Origin of the sequence: Actinotalea lenta (genome assembly GCF_030586465.1) — a bacterium.
Lineage (GTDB): Bacteria > Actinomycetota > Actinomycetes > Actinomycetales > Cellulomonadaceae > Actinotalea > Actinotalea lenta.
This window is the reverse complement of sequence record NZ_JAUQYP010000002.1, coordinates 360,499-377,658: the sequence shown is the minus strand read 5'-3', so window position 1 is coordinate 377,658 and position 17,160 is coordinate 360,499. Positions and strand designations below refer to the sequence as shown.

16 protein-coding genes are annotated in these 17,160 nt (G+C 73.1%); 10 read left to right on the top strand and 6 right to left on the bottom strand.

Translation table 11 applies throughout. From position 1 onward, the window contains the following. Window positions 1-6 precede the first annotated feature (6 nt). The 3 genes from Q6348_RS15575 to Q6348_RS15565 all read right to left on the bottom strand — a co-directional run bounded on the left by Q6348_RS15575 (window position 7) and on the right by Q6348_RS15565 (window position 3,327). The gene (locus Q6348_RS15575; protein ID WP_304602309.1) at window positions 7-720 is read right to left on the bottom strand and encodes a M15 family metallopeptidase; all 714 of its coding nucleotides are present in this window, start codon (window positions 718-720) and stop codon (window positions 7-9) included. A gap of 235 nt (window positions 721-955) precedes the next feature. Then, entirely contained in the window at window positions 956-2,020 is a 1,065-nt protein-coding gene (locus Q6348_RS15570; RefSeq protein WP_304602308.1) for a hemolysin family protein, read from the bottom strand. Beyond that, window positions 2,017-3,327: a hemolysin family protein gene (locus Q6348_RS15565; protein ID WP_434062014.1), complete on the bottom strand. Its 1,311-nt coding sequence runs from the start codon at window positions 3,325-3,327 to the stop codon at window positions 2,017-2,019. The genes Q6348_RS15570 and Q6348_RS15565 overlap by 4 nt, the downstream gene beginning before the upstream one ends. A gap of 78 nt (window positions 3,328-3,405) precedes the next feature. On the opposite strand from Q6348_RS15565, the gene Q6348_RS15560 reads away from it, so the two are divergent. The 6 genes from Q6348_RS15560 to Q6348_RS15535 all read left to right on the top strand — a co-directional run bounded on the left by Q6348_RS15560 (window position 3,406) and on the right by Q6348_RS15535 (window position 11,716). Beyond that, on the top strand, window positions 3,406-4,122 hold the full coding sequence (locus tag Q6348_RS15560) for a response regulator transcription factor (RefSeq protein WP_304602307.1): 717 nt from the start codon (window positions 3,406-3,408) through the stop codon (window positions 4,120-4,122). Then, on the top strand, window positions 4,122-5,192 hold the full coding sequence (locus tag Q6348_RS15555; RefSeq protein WP_304602306.1) for a HAMP domain-containing sensor histidine kinase: 1,071 nt from the start codon (window positions 4,122-4,124) through the stop codon (window positions 5,190-5,192). Before Q6348_RS15560 ends, Q6348_RS15555 begins: the two co-directional genes overlap by 1 nt. Before the next feature lie 10 nt (window positions 5,193-5,202). Further along, a complete protein-coding gene (locus Q6348_RS15550) occupies window positions 5,203-6,126 on the top strand; it encodes an ABC transporter ATP-binding protein (RefSeq protein WP_304602305.1) in 924 nt (307 codons plus the stop codon). Continuing rightward, complete coding sequence (locus Q6348_RS15545; protein ID WP_304602304.1) at window positions 6,123-6,935, top strand: ABC transporter permease; 813 nt, start codon at window positions 6,123-6,125, stop codon at window positions 6,933-6,935. The genes Q6348_RS15550 and Q6348_RS15545 overlap by 4 nt, the downstream gene beginning before the upstream one ends. Before the next feature lie 202 nt (window positions 6,936-7,137). Further along, a complete protein-coding gene (locus Q6348_RS15540; RefSeq protein WP_304602303.1) occupies window positions 7,138-11,010 on the top strand; it encodes a multifunctional oxoglutarate decarboxylase/oxoglutarate dehydrogenase thiamine pyrophosphate-binding subunit/dihydrolipoyllysine-residue succinyltransferase subunit in 3,873 nt (1,290 codons plus the stop codon). Between the two features lie 103 nt (window positions 11,011-11,113). Beyond that, window positions 11,114-11,716 carry a GDSL-type esterase/lipase family protein gene (locus Q6348_RS15535; RefSeq protein ID WP_304602302.1) on the top strand — a complete coding sequence of 201 codons (603 nt, stop codon included), beginning with the start codon at window positions 11,114-11,116 and terminating at the stop codon, window positions 11,714-11,716. Between the two features lie 13 nt (window positions 11,717-11,729). Here the strand turns inward: Q6348_RS15535 and Q6348_RS15530 are convergent, their stop codons facing one another. Then, window positions 11,730-12,818 carry a type IV pilus twitching motility protein PilT gene (locus Q6348_RS15530; RefSeq protein ID WP_304602301.1) on the bottom strand — a complete coding sequence of 363 codons (1,089 nt, stop codon included), beginning with the start codon at window positions 12,816-12,818 and terminating at the stop codon, window positions 11,730-11,732. Between the two features lie 96 nt (window positions 12,819-12,914). Between Q6348_RS15530 and Q6348_RS15730 the strand changes: the two genes are divergently transcribed. Next, a complete protein-coding gene (locus Q6348_RS15730; RefSeq protein ID WP_098459088.1) occupies window positions 12,915-12,989 on the top strand; it encodes a 50S ribosomal protein bL37 in 75 nt (24 codons plus the stop codon). Window positions 12,990-13,032: 43 nt separating this feature from the next. Here Q6348_RS15730 and rsrA read toward each other — a convergent pair whose 3' ends face one another. Further along, the gene (rsrA, locus tag Q6348_RS15525; protein WP_304602300.1) at window positions 13,033-13,296 is read right to left on the bottom strand and encodes a mycothiol system anti-sigma-R factor; all 264 of its coding nucleotides are present in this window, start codon (window positions 13,294-13,296) and stop codon (window positions 13,033-13,035) included. Next, window positions 13,293-13,904: a sigma-70 family RNA polymerase sigma factor gene (locus Q6348_RS15520; RefSeq protein WP_304602299.1), complete on the bottom strand. Its 612-nt coding sequence runs from the start codon at window positions 13,902-13,904 to the stop codon at window positions 13,293-13,295. Before Q6348_RS15520 ends, rsrA begins: the two co-directional genes overlap by 4 nt. 168 nt (window positions 13,905-14,072) lie before the next feature. Between Q6348_RS15520 and Q6348_RS15515 the strand changes: the two genes are divergently transcribed. From Q6348_RS15515 to rsgA, 3 genes are read left to right on the top strand one after another with little or no spacing between them, the layout of a single operon-like run. Beyond that, window positions 14,073-14,765, top strand: a complete 693-nt coding sequence (locus tag Q6348_RS15515) for a DoxX family protein (RefSeq protein WP_304602298.1) — start codon at window positions 14,073-14,075, stop codon at window positions 14,763-14,765. Between the two features lie 39 nt (window positions 14,766-14,804). Then, a complete protein-coding gene (gene aroA / locus Q6348_RS15510) occupies window positions 14,805-16,073 on the top strand; it encodes a 3-phosphoshikimate 1-carboxyvinyltransferase (RefSeq protein WP_304602297.1) in 1,269 nt (422 codons plus the stop codon). 33 nt (window positions 16,074-16,106) lie between these two features. Further along, the gene (gene rsgA / locus Q6348_RS15505) at window positions 16,107-17,153 is read left to right on the top strand and encodes a ribosome small subunit-dependent GTPase A (RefSeq protein ID WP_304602296.1); all 1,047 of its coding nucleotides are present in this window, start codon (window positions 16,107-16,109) and stop codon (window positions 17,151-17,153) included. Window positions 17,154-17,160: the final 7 nt, after the last annotated feature.

Below are 17,160 nucleotides of genomic sequence, written 5' to 3'. Positions count from 1 at the left end.
GCACGCTCAGCTGTAGTTGGTGCCCATCGCGGTGGTGCCCGGCACGTACTCCCAGTGCCACGGCTCGTGGGGACCGGAGCCGCCCGGTCGCGCCCAGGCGGGGTTGTCCCAGCCGTACGCCGGCCCGTTCTTGTGCAGCCACGCCATCGCGGACGAGGAACCGGTCTCCGAGCCGCACAGGTCGATCGCCAGGCCCCAGCCGTGGTTGGAGGTCCCTGGCATGGCGGCCAGACCCGGCTTGGTGTAGGCGAGCCGGCGCTGCACCGCGAGCGTGCGGTAGGCGTCGGTCAGGCAGAGGTTACGTCCGAACGCAGCCTTGAAGTTCGAGTTCAGCTCGGTCAGCGCCACGGCCGCGTCGCCGCGGAGCATGTGCACGCCGTCCCACAGCGTGCACAGGTCCTTGGCCGGGATCTGGCCGTTCCCGGACGTCTCCACCACGACGCCGGTGCAGCTCGGCAGCGGGTCGCGCGTGAGCGAACGACTGACCTGGTCGACGTCGCGCAACCCGGTGGCCGCGGGGGCCAGCACCGAGGTCGGGGTGGTCTGCTGCGGCGCCGACGCGAGGATCTCCGCCGTCGACGGGGCGTCCGCAGTGGCCCGCACCACGGGCGTGCCGACCGCGGACGGCGCGGTCAGCCCGAACATCGGAACCGCGATGGTCGCGCCCCCGATCGCGCCGACGACCAGGGCGCGGGCAAGCGTGTGCGGCCGAGGCTTCAATCGTGATCGCCGAGTGCGTCGCTCCCGCCGGGGGTGCAGGTCCCGACGGGAGGCCGGAGCGTCTACGGGGTTCTGCTCCTGCCGCACTCCGCCTCCGACCTCACGCACCTGGGGGCCCGCCCGGCCAGGGGGATCTGACGACCGTGCAGGCGATTACGAAAGGGTAACGGGTGCGCCGGTCCCGAACCAAGCCGCCACGACGTCGCCTAGGTCACATCCGCACACAACGGACGCGTCACGCCGCGCCACCCTCGGGGCGTCCCAGCCGACCGCGCTGCATGGCGTCCCGCACCTCCCCCACCAGCTCCTCGAGGATGTCCTCCAGGAAGACCACGCCGAGCGTGCCGCCGGCGGCGTCGACCACGCGGGCCAGGTGCGACCCCGAGCGCTGCATCGCCACGAGCGCCTCCTCGACCTCGTCGTCCGGCCGGACGAGGGCCAGCTCGCGCACCCGCCAGGCCGGGATGGGCTGCTCGCGCTCCGCGGGACCGGCGTACAGCACGTCCTTGAGGTGCAGGTAGCCCACGGGCTCCGCGGCGTCGACGACGGGGAACCGGCTGAACCCGGTGCGCGCGACCTCCCGCTCGAGGTCGGCCGCCGTGGCGCCGACGTCGAGCGACACGAGGCCCGCGACGGGGACCATCACCTCGAGCGCGGTCCGGTCGGAGAACTCGATGGCACCGGTCAGCAGCCCGTGCTCGTCCTCCAGGAGCCCCTCGGCCTGCGAGCGCTCCACGATGGAGTGCACCTGCTCGGCCGTGAACGCGGACGCGACCTCGTCCTTGGGCTCGATCCCGATCTGTCGGACCAGGTGGTTGGCCAGCCAGTTCAGCACCGTGATGACCGGGCGCACCACCCGGGCCACGCCGACCAGGACCGGCCCGAACCACAGCACCGCGCGGTCCGGCCCCGCCACGGCGAGGTTCTTCGGGACCATCTCCCCCAGCACCACGTGCAGGTACACCACCACGGCGAGGGCGAGCACGAGGGCCACCGGGTGGGCCGCGGCCGCCGGAAGCCCCACGGAGGTCAGCGGGCCCGTCACGGCGTGCGCGATGGCGGGTTCGGCGACCACGCCGAGCGACGTCGAGCACACCGTGATGCCGAGCTGCGCACAGGCGAGCATGAGCGAGACGTGCTCCATCGCCCACAGCACGACGCGGGCGCGGCGCGACCCCGCTTCCGCACGCGGTTCGACGGCGCTGCGCCGCGCCGAGATGATCGCGAACTCCGCCCCGACGAAGAAGGCGTTGCCCGCCAGCAGGAGCAGCCCCACACCGAGGGCGGTCGCCGTGCTCACCCGCCGGCCTCCGCTGGGGCCACCGGACGCTCGGGTGGCCGGACGCCGAGCCGCGCGACCCGCCGACCGTCCATCTGCTGCACGCGCAGACGCACCCCGTCCACCACCACCTCGTCACCGGGTGCCGGGAGCCTGCCCAGGCGCGCCATCACCAGGCCGCCGAGCGTCTCGTAGGCCGGGTCCTCAGGGACCCTGACGCCGGTCGTCTCGGCGAGCTCGTCCGGACGCAGCAGGCCGGGCACGGACCAGGAGGTCCCGACGCGGTACACGCCTGCGCCGGCCGGGTCGTGCTCGTCCGCGACGTCCCCGACGATCTCCTCGATCACGTCCTCGAGGGTGACCACCCCCGCCGTCCCGCCGTACTCGTCCACGACGACCGCCATCTGCAGGCCCTGCCCGCGGAGCTCGACCAGCAGCGGTCCCAGGCGCACGGTCTCCGGGACCCGGGGTGCCGGGTCCATGAGCGCCGCCGCCGGTACCTCCGCGCGCCGCTCGTACGGCACCGCGATGGCGCGCCGGAGATGCACCAGGCCCACCACGTCGTCCCGCGAGCCGTCGATCACCGGGAACCGTGAGTGGCCCGTGGCCCGGGCCGCCGCGACCACGTCCGCAGCGGAGTCGTCCCGGGCCACGACCTCCATCCGGGTGCGGTCCGTCATGACGTCCACCGCGGTCAGGGTGTTGAGCTCGATCGAGTTGGTGAGCAGCACCGCGGTGCCCTGGTCCAGCGTGCCCGCCTGCGCCGAGCGGCGAACCAGCGCGACGAGCTCCTGGGCGGAGCGCCCCCCGGAGAGCTCCTCCCGGGGCTCGACACCGAACCGGCGCAGGATGGCGTTCGCCGTGCCGTTCAGGATCGCGATCACCGGTCGCAGCGCGGCGGTGAACGCGAGCTGGACCGGCGCGACCGCGCGCGCGGTGACCAGCGGCGTGGACAGCGCGATGTTCTTCGGCACGAGCTCGCCGAGCAGCATCGAGAACCCGTTGACGAGGACCAGTGCGAGCAGCGCGGCGAGACCGGTCGCCAGCGAGTGCGCCAGTGCCGTGCGCCCCAGCGGCCGCGCGACGAGGTCCGCGATCGCGGGCTGGGTCGTGTAGCCGAGCAGGATCGTCGTGGCGGTGATGCCGACCTGCGCACCGGAGAGCTGGGTCGACAGCGAGGCGACCGCGCGGCGCACGCCCCGGCCCGACGCCGACGAGTCGTGCTCGAGCTCGCGGTCCACGACACCGGGGTCGAGGGTGACCAGCGCGAACTCCGCGGCCACGAACAGTGCCGTCCCGGCCGTCAGGACCACGCCGAGCAGCACCATGAGCCACTCGCTCAGCACGTGGCGGGCCTCCAGCAGGTTGTCGTGTGGCGAGCATACGGGGTGTGCCACGCTGAGCGCATGGATGCCAATGCTGCGACGCGCGAGACGCCGCTGGTCCTGGTGGTGGAGGACGAGCCGGCGATCGCGACGGCCGTCGCCCACCGGATGCGTGCCGAGGGATGGCAGGCCGAGACGGCGGCGGACGGCCCGTCCGGGGTGGAGGCCGCGGCGCGGCTCCAGCCGGACGTCATCGTCCTGGACGTCATGCTGCCGGGCATGGACGGGCTGGAGGTCTGCCGCCGCGTGCAGGCCGAGCGGCCGGTCCCCGTGATCATGCTCACGGCCCGCGACGACGAGACCGACATGCTCATCGGGCTCGGCGTGGGGGCCGACGACTACCTGCCCAAGCCGTTCTCGATGCGGGAGCTGGTGGCCCGGACCAAGGTGCTGCTGCGCCGGGTGGAGCGGGCCAAGCAGCTCGCCACGGCCGCGCCCGCACAACCCCCGCAGCAGCTCGGCGACGTGCTGATCGACCGCGCTCAGCGCCGGGTGTCCCGCGCCGGGGTGCAGGTGCACCTCACGCCGACGGAGTTCGACCTGCTCGTGACGCTGGCGTCGAGCCCGCGCACCGTCCTGACGCGAGAGAAGCTGCTCGCGGACGTGTGGGACTGGATCGACGCCAGCGGGACCCGCACCGTCGACTCGCACGTCAAGGCGCTGCGACGCAAGCTCGGCCCGGACCTCATCCGCACGGTGCACGGCGTGGGCTACGCGTTCGAGCCGGCCGAGGACTGATGACGGCCCCCCGGCACGCAGTCCGCACGCGGCTCGACGTCCGGCCGCTGGACCGCTTCACCACCATCAAGATCAAGCTGGGGGTACTGGTCACGGCGACCGTCACGCTCGCCGCGTTCATCACCTGGATCGGCCTGTACAACCACCTCGGCCCCACCCGCACGCTGCCGCTCGCCGTCGTGGTGTCCCTCATCGCGGTCCAGGTGCTCGCGCACGGCATGACGTCGCCGCTGCGGGAGATGACGGCCGCCGCCCAGGCCATGGCGCAGGGCGACTACAGCCGCCGGGTGACCGCGTCGAGCCACGACGAGGTCGGCCGGCTGGCGGCCGCGTTCAACACGATGGCCGAGGACCTCGAGCAGGCCGACCTGCTGCGCCGCGAGCTCGTGGCCAACGTGTCGCACGAGCTGCGCACCCCCGTGGCCGCACTGCAGGCGCAGCTGGAGAACCTCGTGGACGGCGTCAGTCCCGCCGACCCGGAGACGCTCGGCGCCGCGCTGCACCAGACCGAACGGCTCGGCTCGCTCGTCGCCGACCTGCTGGACCTGTCCCGGCTCGAGGCCGGGGCGGTGGGCCTGGAGGTGGCGCCGATCCAGGTGCGCGAGCTCCTGGACGACGTCGTCCAGGGTGCCCGGCTCATCGCACCGGCCAAGGAGCTCGACCTGGCCGTCGAGGTGGAGCCCGGTGACCTCACCGTGGCAGGCGACGCCAAGCGGCTGGACCAGGTGGTGACCAATCTCGTCCAGAACGCCGTCCGGCACTCCCCTCGCGGCGGCCGGATCGCACTGACCGCACGCCGCGAGGGGCGGGAGGTCGTGCTCGACGTCGTGGACCAGGGCCCGGGCATCCCCCGGGAGGACCGGGCCCGGGTGTTCGAACGGTTCACGCGCGGCAACGTGCCGGCGGTCACCGGACAGATCAGCACCGGCGGCACCGGGCTCGGCCTCGCGATCGTGCGGTGGGCCGTGCAGCTGCACGGCGGGACGGTCGAGGTGGTCGACAGCGACAAGGGCTGCGACATGCAGGTCCGGCTCCCGATCCAGCCTCCTGGAGCCCCCACCTCCCCCTAGAGTGTCCGGCGTGATCAGCGCGACCTCCCCCGGCGAGCTGCGGATCGAGCACCTGGTCAAGACGTTCGGTCCGGTCCGCGCCGTCGACGACCTGTCGTTCACCGTCGCGCCGGGACGCGTGACGGGGTTCCTCGGACCGAACGGCGCCGGCAAGACGACCACGCTGCGGGTGCTGCTCGGGCTCGCCGCGCCGACCTCGGGCACGGCAACCGTGGGCGGCCGGCGCTATGCGGACATCGAGCACCCGGCCCGCGTGGTGGGAGCGGCCCTCGAGGCGACCAGCTTCCACCCGGGTCGCTCGGCGCGGGACCACCTGCGCGTCTACGCGCCGCAGATCGGCGTCCCGGACAGCAGGTGCGACGAGGTCCTCGAGACGGTCGGGCTCGCACCCGTGGCCCACCGCCGGGTCGGGGGCTTCTCGATGGGCATGCGCCAACGGCTCGGGCTCGCCACCACGCTGCTCGGCGATCCGCAGGTCATGATCCTGGACGAGCCCGCCAACGGCCTGGATCCGGAGGGCATCGCCTGGCTGCGCGGCTTCCTGCGCTACCTGGCGGGCCAGGGGCGCACCGTGCTGGTGTCCAGCCACGTGCTGTCCGAGGTCCAGCAGACCGTGGACGACGTCGTGATCATCGCCAAGGGCCGGCTCGTGCACGCGTCGGACATGGCGGGGCTGCGCGACCTCGCCGGCAGCCAGGTGATGGTCGTCTCCCCGGATGCCGCGGGGCTGCGCGCGCTGGTCGCGCGGCGCTGGCCCGCGGCAGCCTCGCCGGTGGACGGGCGCGACGGGGCCGTCCTGCTGCGCGACGTGTCCGCCGCGGAGGTGGGCTCGGCGGCGTTCGCGGCCGGGCTCGAGCTGCACGAGCTCAGCCCCCGGGACCGGGGCCTGGAGGACGTCTTCCTCCAGCTCACCGCCGAGGAGGTCGCCGCGTGACCGCGACGCTGCGCACCGAGTTCCGCAAGCTCGTCACGACCCGGATCTGGTGGGTGCTGCTCGCCGCGATGGCGGCCTACATGGTCTTCCTCGGCGCGACGATGGCGTTCTCGTTCACGGTGGACGGCGGGACCACCACGAGCGTGACCGGGTCGACGACCACCACACAGCTGGACCCGCTCGACATCGCCCGGACGGTCTACACGCTCGCACCCGCCCTCGCCTACGTCTTCCCGGTGATCGTCGGCGTCCTGTCGATCACGGGCGAGGTGCGTCACAAGACGACGACCCTCACGTACCTGGTCGAGCCGCGGCGCGGCAGGGTCCTGGTCGCCAAGCTCGTCGCGAGCCTGCCGGTGGGCGTGCTGTTCGGCCTGGCGGGGACGGCGGCGACCGTCCTGGCCGGCGCGACCGTCCTCGGGATCCGCGGGGACGCGACGATGCTCGGGGAGCCGACCGTGTGGAGGGCGATCGGCCTGTCCGTGCTCGCCATGACGGTGTGGTGCATGGTCGGGGTCGGCTTCGGCGCGGTGCTGCCCAACCAGGTCGCGGCGATCGTGGTGCTGCTGGCCTTCACGCAGTTCGTCGAGCCCCTCGTGCGCATCGGCCTGGTCGCCGTGCATGCGCCCGGCGTGGCCCAGTGGCTGCCCGGGGCCGCCGGCGAGGCGATCACGGGCGCCAGCCTGTACACCTCGTTGGCCGGAGGGCAGATGCTGCCCTGGTGGCAGGGCCTTCTCGTGCTCGTCGGCTACGGCCTGCTGCTCGCCGGCATCGGTCGGGTGACCACCGTGCGCCGCGACGTCACATGACGGTCCACGGGTCCGATCTTGGTGTCACGGCACTCGTCTTTGCCGCCGTGTTGCCTGGTCACGACGGTTCATCGAGACTCGCGTCCGACACCGCCCGCTCCCCCGCGTGACGGAGGCGACCACTCCCGCGGTGGCCTAGGCTGGACATGCGCAAGCGGCCGCGCAACGGCCGAAGGTCCGGGGTTGAGAAGAGGGCGCTCGGGTGTCCCAGCAGACAGGCAGCGAGGCCGTCGCAGCGGCGTTCGGTGCGAACCAGTGGCTCGTGGACGAGCTCTACGAGCAGTACCTGGCCGACCGGAACTCGGTCGACCCGGCGTGGTGGGACTTCTTCGAGGACTACCGGCCCGCCCGGGACACCCGCAACGGAAGCACCTCGGACACCGCCGACGGGCAGGACGGCCCGCTCGAGCCCCCGGACGCCGACGGGCAGCCCGTGAGGGCCGCCACCGAGAGCGCCTCGGGCGCCACGGCGCGCGGCGCGGCAGGGCCCGCTACCACGGCCGCACCCCGTGGCCAGGACCCGGCCCAGCGCTCGGAGCGCGCCGTCGCGTCCGCGGAGCCCGAGCCGCGCTCGGAACGCGCCGCCGGTCAAGCAGTGCCCCGCACGCCCCGGGAAGCTCCCCCGGCGACCGGGCCGATCGCCGCCGCGACACCGGCCACGGCGGCCTACGCCAACCCGCCGGCCGCGCGGCTCGAGCACACCAGCCGTCCGGAGCCGGTGGTCCAGCGCCTGCGCGGCCCGGCCGCACGCGTCGTGACGAACATGGAGGCCAGCCTCGAGGTCCCCACCGCGACGTCGGTGCGCACGGTCCCGGCCAAGCTCCTGGTGGACAACCGGATCGTCATCAACAACCACCTGGCGCGCACCCGCGGCGGCAAGGTCTCCTTCACCCACCTGATCGGCTACGCCGTGGTGGAAGCCCTCACCGAGATCCCCGCGATGAACCAGGGCTACCGGCTCGAGGACGGCAAGCCCGCGGTCGTGGACCCCGGTGTGGTCAACCTCGGCCTGGCGATCGACCTGCCCAAGCCGGACGGCACGCGCCAGCTCCTGGTCCCCAACATCCGGCACGCGGACGAGCTGGACTTCGGCCAGTTCGTCTCCGCGTACGAGGACGTCGTGCGTCGTGCCCGGAACAACAAGCTGACGCCCGACGACTTCGCAGGGACCACGATCAGCCTGACCAACCCGGGCACGATCGGCACCGTGCACTCCGTGCCACGCCTCATGGCAGGCCAGGGCGCGATCATCGGCGTCGGGGCGATGGACTACCCCGCCGAGTTCCAGGGCGCCTCGGACGAGCAGCTCGCCCGGCTCGGTGTGTCCAAGGTCCTCACGCTCACCTCGACGTACGACCACCGGATCATCCAGGGGGCCCACTCCGGGGAGTTCCTGCGCGTGGTGGCCGGCAAGCTCCTCGGCGAGGGCGGCTTCTACGACCGCGCGTTCGCGGCCCTGCGGATCCCGTACGAGCCCGTTCGATGGGTACGGGACAACACCGTCGACGCCGACGCGGAGGCCGCCAAGCCGGCCCGCATCGCCGAGCTGATCCACTCCTACCGCTCGCGCGGCCACCTGATGGCCGAGACCGACCCGCTGGCCTACCGCCAGCGTCGGCACCCCGACCTGGACATCCAGAACCACGGCCTGACGCTGTGGGACCTGGACCGCGTGTTCCCCACCGCGGGCTTCACCGGACAGAGCAAGTCGACCCTGCGCGACATCCTGGGCCTGCTGCGCGACTCGTACTGCCGCAGCGTCGGCGCGGAGTACATGCACCTGCAGGACCCGCGCCAGCGGCGCTGGCTCCAGGAGCGGCTGGAGGCCGGCTACGCCCGCACCCCGCGCGAGGACCAGCTCCGCATCCTGCGTCGCCTCAACGCGGCTGAGGCGTTCGAGACCTTCCTGCAGACCAAGTACGTGGGCCAGAAGCGGTTCTCGCTCGAGGGCGGCGAGGCCCTCATCCCCCTGCTGGACGCCGTGCTGTCCCGCGCTGCCGAGGGCGGCCTGGACGAGGTCGCGGTCGGCATGTCGCACCGCGGCCGCCTCAACGTGCTCGCGAACCTGGCGGGGAAGTCGATCTCGCAGATCTTCGCCGAGTTCGAGGGCAACGCCGACCCGCGGTCCGTGCAGGGCTCGGGCGACGTCAAGTACCACCTGGGCACCGAGGGCGTGTTCACCGCCGAGTCCGGCGCGACCACCCGGGTCTACCTGGCCGCGAACCCCTCGCACCTGGAGGCTGTCGACCCGGTGCTCGAGGGCATCGTGCGGGCCAAGCAGGACCGGATCGACCTGGGGGGCGACGGGTTCTCCGTGCTTCCCGTGCTCATCCACGGCGACGCGGCCTTCGCCGGCCAGGGCGTGGTGTACGAGACGCTCAACCTCGCCCAGCTGCGCGGCTACCGGACCGGCGGCACGGTGCACGTCATCGTCAACAACCAGGTGGGCTTCACCACCGGGCCGTCATCGTCCCGCTCGACGCACTACGCCACCGACGTGGCCAAGGGCCTGCAGGTGCCGATCTTCCACGTCAACGGCGACGACCCGGAGGCCTGCGTCCGGGTGGCGGAGCTGGCGTTCGACTTCCGCGAGCAGTTCGACCGCGACGTGATCGTGGACATGATCTGCTACCGCCGGCGCGGCCACAACGAGGGCGACGACCCGTCGATGACGCAGCCGCTCATGTACAACCTCATCGAGGCGAAGCGGTCCACCCGCAAGCTCTACACCGAGGCCCTGGTCAGCCGGGGCGACATCACGGTCGACGAGGCGTCCGAGGCGCTCGCGCACTACCAGGCGGAGCTCGAGCGGGTGTTCTCCGAGATGCGCGAGGTCTACACCCCGTCCCCGGAGTCCGAGCCGGTCGCCGGCCTGGAGAAGCCCGAGTCCCAGCTCGAGGACGCGGGCACCATGGTCGGCTGGCGCACCGCGGTCGAACCGGAGGTGCTCGAGCGCATCGGCCGCGCGCACGTGCGGCCGCCCGAGGGCTTCACCGTGCACCCCAAGCTGGAGAAGCTGCTCGCGACACGTGAGCAGATGTCCCGCGAGGGCAACATCGACTGGGGCTTCGGAGAGCTGCTGGCCTTCGGGTCCCTGCTCATGGAGGGCACCCCGGTCCGGCTCGCAGGGCAGGACTCCCGCCGGGGGACGTTCGTGCAGCGGCACGCCGTCCTGCACGACCGACAGACCGGCGCGGAGTGGACCCCGCTGCTGTACCTCTCCGCCGACCAGGCGAAGTTCTGGACCTACGACTCGTCCCTGTCGGAGTACGCGGCGATGGGCTTCGAGTACGGGTACTCCGTCGAGCGCCCGGACGCACTCGTGCTCTGGGAGGCGCAGTTCGGCGACTTCGTGAACGGCGCGCAGACCATCGTCGACGAGTTCATCTCCTCCGCGGAGCAGAAGTGGGGGCAGCGCTCGTCGGTCGTGCTGCTCCTGCCGCACGGGTTCGAGGGCCAGGGGCCGGACCACTCGTCGGCCCGCATCGAGCGGTTCCTGCAGCTGTCCGCCGAGCAGAACATGACGGTGGCGATGCCCAGCAACCCGGCGTCGTACTTCCACCTGCTGCGCCAGCAGGCGTACCAGCGCCCGCGGCGGCCGCTGGTGGTGTTCACGCCCAAGTCGATGCTCCGGCTCAAGGCCGCGACCTCCGCGGTGCAGGACTTCACCGATGGCACCTTCCGCGCGGTGGTCCCCGAGGAGCGGCTGCCCGCCGACGCCGCGGTGGACCGCGTGCTGCTGTGCTCCGGGAAGGTCTACTGGGACCTGCTGGCGCACCGCGAGAAGACCGGCGACACCCGCACGGCGATCATCCGGCTCGAGCAGCTCTACCCGCTGGACCGGTCCGCCGTCGCTGAGGCGATCGCGCCCTACGGCCCTGCCGAGCTGGTGTGGGTCCAGGAAGAGCCCGCCAACCAGGGCGCCTGGACCTACGTCAAGGTGCGCCTGACCCGCTCGCTGGGTCGCGACGTGCGGCGGGTGTCGCGACCGTCCTCGGCCTCGCCCGCTGCGGGGTCGGCCAAGGTCCACGCCGCCGAGCAGCAGGCCCTGGTCGCCCAGGCGTTCGCCCGCTGACCGCCCGCGCTCCTCGGGCGGGGGGGCGAGCGGCGCGGCGCGCAGGAGCGGGGCGGCGGGCTCGGCCAGACTGGGGGCTACGGCACGCGTGGAGGAGGCGACGGTGGACGGCGCGCAGCGCATCGTGGTGGTCGGCGACCAGCTGGCTGCCGGAGAGGGTGACCCCCGAGCGTTGGGCTGGGTCGGACGCGTGGCCGCCAGGACGCCGCTCGAGCCGCGCCCGACGATGCTCACGCTCGCGGTCCCCGACGAGACCACGACGGCGCTGGCCGCGCGATGGGAGGCCGAGGTCGCCCTCCGGCTGCCGGACCCCAGCCCGCCCGAGGGGCACCGGATGGTCGTCGCACTCGGGCAGGCCGACCTGGGTGCCGGGATCTCGACGGCTCGCAGCAGGCTCAACCTGGCCAACATCCTGGACGTCGCCGACGGGATGCGGATCCGGTGCTTGGTCGTCGGGCCGCCGCCGGCGGTCGGAGACCCGGACCCGCAGGCCGAGCTGTCGGCGGCGTTCGCCGACGTCGCCGGCCGGCGCCGGGTGCCCTACGTCGAGACCTATGGCCCGCTGGCGCGCCACGACCAGTGGCTGGCCGACCTCGCCGAACGCGACGGGCGGACGCCGGGCCAGGCCGGGTACGGCCTGATGGCCTGGCTCGTCCTGCACGCGGGGTGGAACCGCTGGCTGGACCTCCCGGACGACGCGGTCTGACGCGCGCGGGACCTCAGTACTCGACGCCGGCGCCGCGCAGCGCCACCGTGAGGTCCTGGGGGTTCGTGGCCACCCCGCAGGCGTCGTCGTAGGTGACGACGCCGTCCCTGACGAGCTGGAACAGGTGCTGGTCGAAGGTCTGCATCTTGTAGTACTCGCCCTCGGCGATCAGGTCGATCAGCGGGGGGTTGTCGTACGGCTCGACGATGGCGTCGGCGGTGCGACCCGTGTTGACCATGACCTCGATGGCCGCCGCCCGTCCCGTCCCGTCGGCCTTGCGCAGCAGACGCTGGGAGACGATCCCCCGCAGCGCCTGCGCGAGGGCGCCACGGATCTGCTTCTGCTCGTGCGGGGGGAAGAAGTCGACGATCCGGTTCACGGTCTCCTGCGCGTCGATCGTGTGCAGGGTGGACATCACCAGGTGCCCGGTCTCCGCGGCGGACAGCGCGGCGCGCACCGTCTCCGTGTCGCGCATCTCGCCCACCAGGATCACGTCGGGGTCCTGGCGCATCGCCGCGCGCAGCGCGGTGGTGAAGTCCGCGGTGTCGAAGCGGACCTCGCGCTGGGACACGATCGCCTTCTTGTCCGAGTGCAGGATCTCGATCGGGTCCTCGATCGTGACGATGTTGACTTCCTTGTAGGTGTTGATCAGGTCCACGAGCGAGGCGAGCGTCGTCGTCTTCCCGGAGCCCGTCGGACCGGTCACGAGCACGAGGCCCCGCGGCTCGAGGGCCAGCTCGCCGACCACCTCGGGGATGCCGAGCTCGACCAGGCTCTGGGCCCCCACCGACACGCGCCGGAACACCAGACCCGAGGCGCCACGGGCGCGGAAGGCGTTGACGCGGAACCGTCCTACGCCGGCCAGCGAGTAGGCGAAGTCGGCCTCGTGCTGCTCGGCGAACTCGGCGGTGAGCACCTCGGGCATCACCTCGGCCACCATCGCCGCCGTGTCCTCCGGGCTGAGCTCGGGGACCTGCAGGCGACGCAGGCGACCGTCGACGCGCAGGCGGGGCGCAGAGCCCACCTTGCAGTGGAGGTCGGAGCCTCCGCTGGACACCAACGCGTGCAGCAGCGGGATCACGGACTGAGGCTTCGCGGTCACACCTCACCATCGGACGACGACGCGTCCGACTTGAGGGTCGCGGACGCGTCGACACCGCGGGTATGGGACCATGGACGCCGCTCGAAAGGAGCACTGATGAGCAAGCGAGGCCGCAAGCGTCGCTCCCGCAAGGGGAACGCGGCGAACCACGGCAGGCGACCCAACGCCTGAGACGTGCGGGCGGCGGACCGGCGGTCCGCCGCCCGCCGTCGTCTCAGCCCGAGGTCTCCATCCGGGCCCGTAGCACGGTCAGCTGCTGACGGATGCGCACGTGCAGCTCCGCGGGCGCCGCGTCGCTGCAGGACCGGCGCACCAGGGTCTTGAGGTGGTGCTCGATGTCGTACTCGTGCAGGCACCCGTCGCAGTCGGCCAGGTGCTGGCGGATGCGGTCCCCGTCGATCTCGTCGATCTCGGAGTCCAGGAAGTCGAACAACCTGGCCAACGCCTCAGCGCAGTCGGCCGGACGGTCGTCGTTCACGAGTCACCTCCCTGCGGGACGAGGCCACGCTCACGCGCGTAGTCGGTGAGCAGCTCACGCAGCTGGTGGCGGCCACGGTGCAGCCGCGACATCACCGTGCCGATCGGCGTACCCATGATCTCCGCGATCTCCTTGTAGGAGAAGCCCTCGACGTCGGCCAGGTAGACCGCCATCCGGAAGTCCTCGCCGATGGCGGCCAGGGCCTCCTTGACGTCGGAGTCCGGCAGGGCGTCGAGCGCCTCGGCCTCCGCCGAGCGGAGCCCGGTCGAGGTGTGCGACGCGGCTCGCGCGATCTGCCAGTCCTCGATCTCCTCGCCAGAGGACTGCTGCGGCTCGCGCTGCTTCTTGCGGTAGGTGTTGATGAAGGTGTTCGTCAGGATCCGGTACAGCCACGCCTTGAGGTTCGTCCCCGGCTTGTACTGGTGGAACGCGGCGAACGCCTTGGCGACCGTCTCCTGGACCAGGTCCTCGGCATCGGTGGGGTTGCGTGTCATGCGCAACGCAGCCGAGTACAGCTGATCGACGTACGCCAGGGCCTCGTTCTCGAAGCGCGCGGCACGGTCCTCGGCAGGCTCGACCTCGGGCGCGCGATTGGTCTCCTCGCTCATCGGCCACGAGCCTAGACCGCGCGCGCCGCCGCGGCGCACCTCAGGGCACAGGATGCTCACGCCATGCCCAACGCGGGCACGGCGCGGTCACATTCCCGTGCCCGCAGAGGCCGGAGGCGTTAGCGTGGAACCTGATCGTGATCCGCGCCACACGAGGGAGGCACATCCATGGTGGTCCGCCGGGTCGCCAGGTCGCTGTTCGCCACCTGGTTCGCCGTCGAGGGGTGGAGCGCACTGCGCCACCCCGCCTCACACACCGCCAAGGTCCGGTCGACCTGGGCCCGGCTCGCCGGGCGCGCCGGGCTGCCCCCGGTTCCGGACGAGAAGCGGCTGCGGCTCATCGCACGCGCGCACGGCGGTGCCATGACGACTGCCGCAGTCCTGCTCGTCGCGGGCAAGGCACCGCGGACCTGCGCGCTGACCCTCGCGGGCCTGACCGCGCCCCTGGTGGTCGCCTACGCGCCCACCAGCCCCGGCGCGCTCCGGTCGATGCCGGCGGAGGAGCGCGAGCACCTGGTCCGCGCGGTCTCGATGCTCGGTGGGGCCCTGCTCGCGGGTATCGACCACGAAGGCCGGCCGTCCATGGCCTGGCGCGTCGAGCACGCGCGCGTCGATCGCGCCCTGCAGCGCGAGATGCAGCACGGCGCGGCGACCGCCCGGCGGACCGTGGAGCACGCGACGGCGACCACCCGTCGCCAGGCGCGGGTTGCCGCGCGTGCGGCCCGGCAGGAGGCCGGCCTCCTCGCCCGCGACGCCGCCCGGCGGTCCCGGGCCGCGGCGCGTGCCGCGCGCAGCGAGGCCCGCGTGGCGGCCGCCCGTGCCTCGGCTCTCGCGGCCCAGGCACGCTCCCGGGCGTCCTGAGACCCTCGGCAGCCGGGGCGCGCCCGGTAGCCTGCGCGCATGACCTGGCACGCCCCGACCGCCGACGCCCCGCTGGACGCCGTGGTCGTCGTGCCGGGCTCGAAGTCCCTGACCAACCGGTACCTGGTCCTCGCGGCGCTCGCTGCCGGACCCAGCATGCTCCGCGGTGCGCTCGCCTCACGGGACACGGAGCTGATGGCTGCGGGGCTCACCGCCCTCGGGGCGCAGGAGATGACCTGGACCCCGCAGGGGCTCCGGGCAGGTCCCCTGCTCGCGGCGGACGGTGAGGCGCGGGTCGACTGCGGCCTGGCCGGCACCGTGATGCGGTTCCTGCCCCCCGTGGCCGCCCTGACCGGTCGCACCACACACTTCGACGGCGACCCCGAGGCACGGGTGCGGCCGATGGGCCCCGTCCTGGCCGCGCTGCGCACGCTGGGCGCTCGGGTCGACGACGGCGGGCGGGCCGCGCTCCCGTTCACCGTCCGCGGGCCGCTGCACGGTGGTGCCGTCGACGTCGACGCGAGCACGTCCTCGCAGTTCGTCTCAGGCCTGCTGCTCAGCGCCGCGGCGCTCCCCGACGGCCTGACGGTCCGGCACACGGGCACGACCCTCCCGAGCCTGCCGCACATCGCGATGACCGTGGAGGTGCTGCACGAGGCGGGCGTCCGGGTCGACGACTCGCGTCCCGACATCTGGCAGGTCCACCCAGGGCCCGTGGCGGGCCGCGACCTGCGTGTCGAGCCCGACCTCTCCAACGCCGCCCCGTTCCTCGCCGCTGCCCTCGTGGCGGGGGGGACCGTGCGGGTCTCCGGGTGGCCGGGACGCACCACCCAGCCCGGCGCGATGCTGCCTGAGCTCCTCGAGGCGATGGGTGGGCGTGCCGAACGGGTCGGCGACGCGCTGGCCGTGACGGGGACCGGACAGGTGCACGGGGTCGACGTCGACCTCCGGACCGCGAGCGAGCTCGCGCCCACCGTTGCTGCCCTTGCCGCCCTCGCGGACTCCCCCACGAGGCTGCGCGGGATCGGGCACATCCGCGGTCACGAGACCGACCGGCTGACCGCGCTCGCTACCGAGCTGACTCGCGTCGGGGCACAGGTCGAGCAGACCTCTGACGGCCTGGTGGTCACCCCGCGCACGCTGCACGGCGCGGTGTGGGAGACGTACCGCGATCACCGGATGGCCACCGCCGGCGCGCTCGTCGGCCTGCGCGTACCGGGCGTCGAGGTGGTCGACGTCACGACCACGCGCAAGACGCTGCCCGGGTTCGTGGACCTGTGGACGCGCATGCTCGGGCTCGAGGCGTGAGGCGATGACCGACCGACCGGCGATTCCGCACCCGTGAGCGGGCGCGAGTACGACGAGCGCGACGCGCGGGTGCGCCCCGGGCGCGGCTCCCGGCCGCGTACCAAGCAGCGCCCCGAGCACGCCGATGCCGAGCGCGCCACGGTCACCGGTGTGGACCGCGGGCGATACGCGCTGCTCATGTCGGACGGCTCGCGTGAGGTCCAGGCCATGAAGGCCCGCGAGCTCGGTCGTACCCGCGTGGTGTGCGGCGACCAGGTCGACATCGTCGGCGACACGAGCGGGCGACCGGGCACGCTGGCGCGCATCGTGCGCGTCGCCGAACGCACCACGGTCCTGCGCCGCACCGCGGACGACACCGATCCCGTCGAACGCGTGATCGTGGCCAACGCCGACCAGCTCGTCGTGGTGACGGCGTTGGCCGACCCGGCACCGCGCACCCGGCTCATCGACCGCTGCGTGGTGGCGGCCTTCGACGCCGGCATGGACCTGCTGCTGTGCCTGACCAAGGCCGACCTGGCCGAACCCGAGCCGATGGTGGCGATGTACGCACCCCTCGGGGTGCGCACCGTGGTCGTGGGGCGGCGCCCGGATGGTGCAGCCCGCGCGATCGACGGGCTCGAGGAGGTGCGGGAACGGCTCGCCGGACGACTGTCGGTGCTGGTGGGGCACTCCGGGGTGGGCAAGTCGACACTCGTCAACGCGCTGGTGCCGGACGCCGACCGCGCCACCGGCCACGTCAACGACGTCACGGGGCGGGGGCGGCACACCTCCTCGTCAGCGGTCGCGCTCCGGCTCCCGGACGACGGTGGGTGGGTGATCGACACGCCAGGGGTGCGCTCGTTCGGGCTCGCGCACGTGCAGCCCGACCGGATCCTCGCCGCCTTCGACGACCTGGCGGACGTCGCCGAGGAACGCTGCCCGCGCGGGTGCACGCACGCCGCCGACGCTCCGGACTGCGCCCTGGACGAGTGGGTCGCCGAGGCCGGCACGGAGCCGGATCGCGCCGGGCGGGAGACCCGGGTCGACTCGCTGCGCCGACTCCTGGCCTCCCGCGCCGGGGAGAGCGACGCGGCACGCTAGCGTGCAG

What these genes read in the sequence shown, in the direction of transcription:
- Q6348_RS15565 (WP_434062014.1), bottom strand. Translation starts at nt 3,327, where the DNA reads ATGGTGCTGCTCGGCGTGGTCCTGACGGCCGGGACGGCACTGTTCGTG.
- Q6348_RS15560 (WP_304602307.1), top strand. Translation starts at nt 3,406, where the DNA reads ATGGATGCCAATGCTGCGACGCGCGAGACGCCGCTGGTCCTGGTGGTG.
- Q6348_RS15555 (WP_304602306.1), top strand. Translation starts at nt 4,122, where the DNA reads ATGACGGCCCCCCGGCACGCAGTCCGCACGCGGCTCGACGTCCGGCCG.
- Q6348_RS15520 (WP_304602299.1), bottom strand. Translation starts at nt 13,904, where the DNA reads ATGAGCGAGGAGACCAATCGCGCGCCCGAGGTCGAGCCTGCCGAGGAC.
- Q6348_RS15515 (WP_304602298.1), top strand. Translation starts at nt 14,073, where the DNA reads ATGGTGGTCCGCCGGGTCGCCAGGTCGCTGTTCGCCACCTGGTTCGCC.
- aroA (WP_304602297.1), top strand. Translation starts at nt 14,805, where the DNA reads ATGACCTGGCACGCCCCGACCGCCGACGCCCCGCTGGACGCCGTGGTC.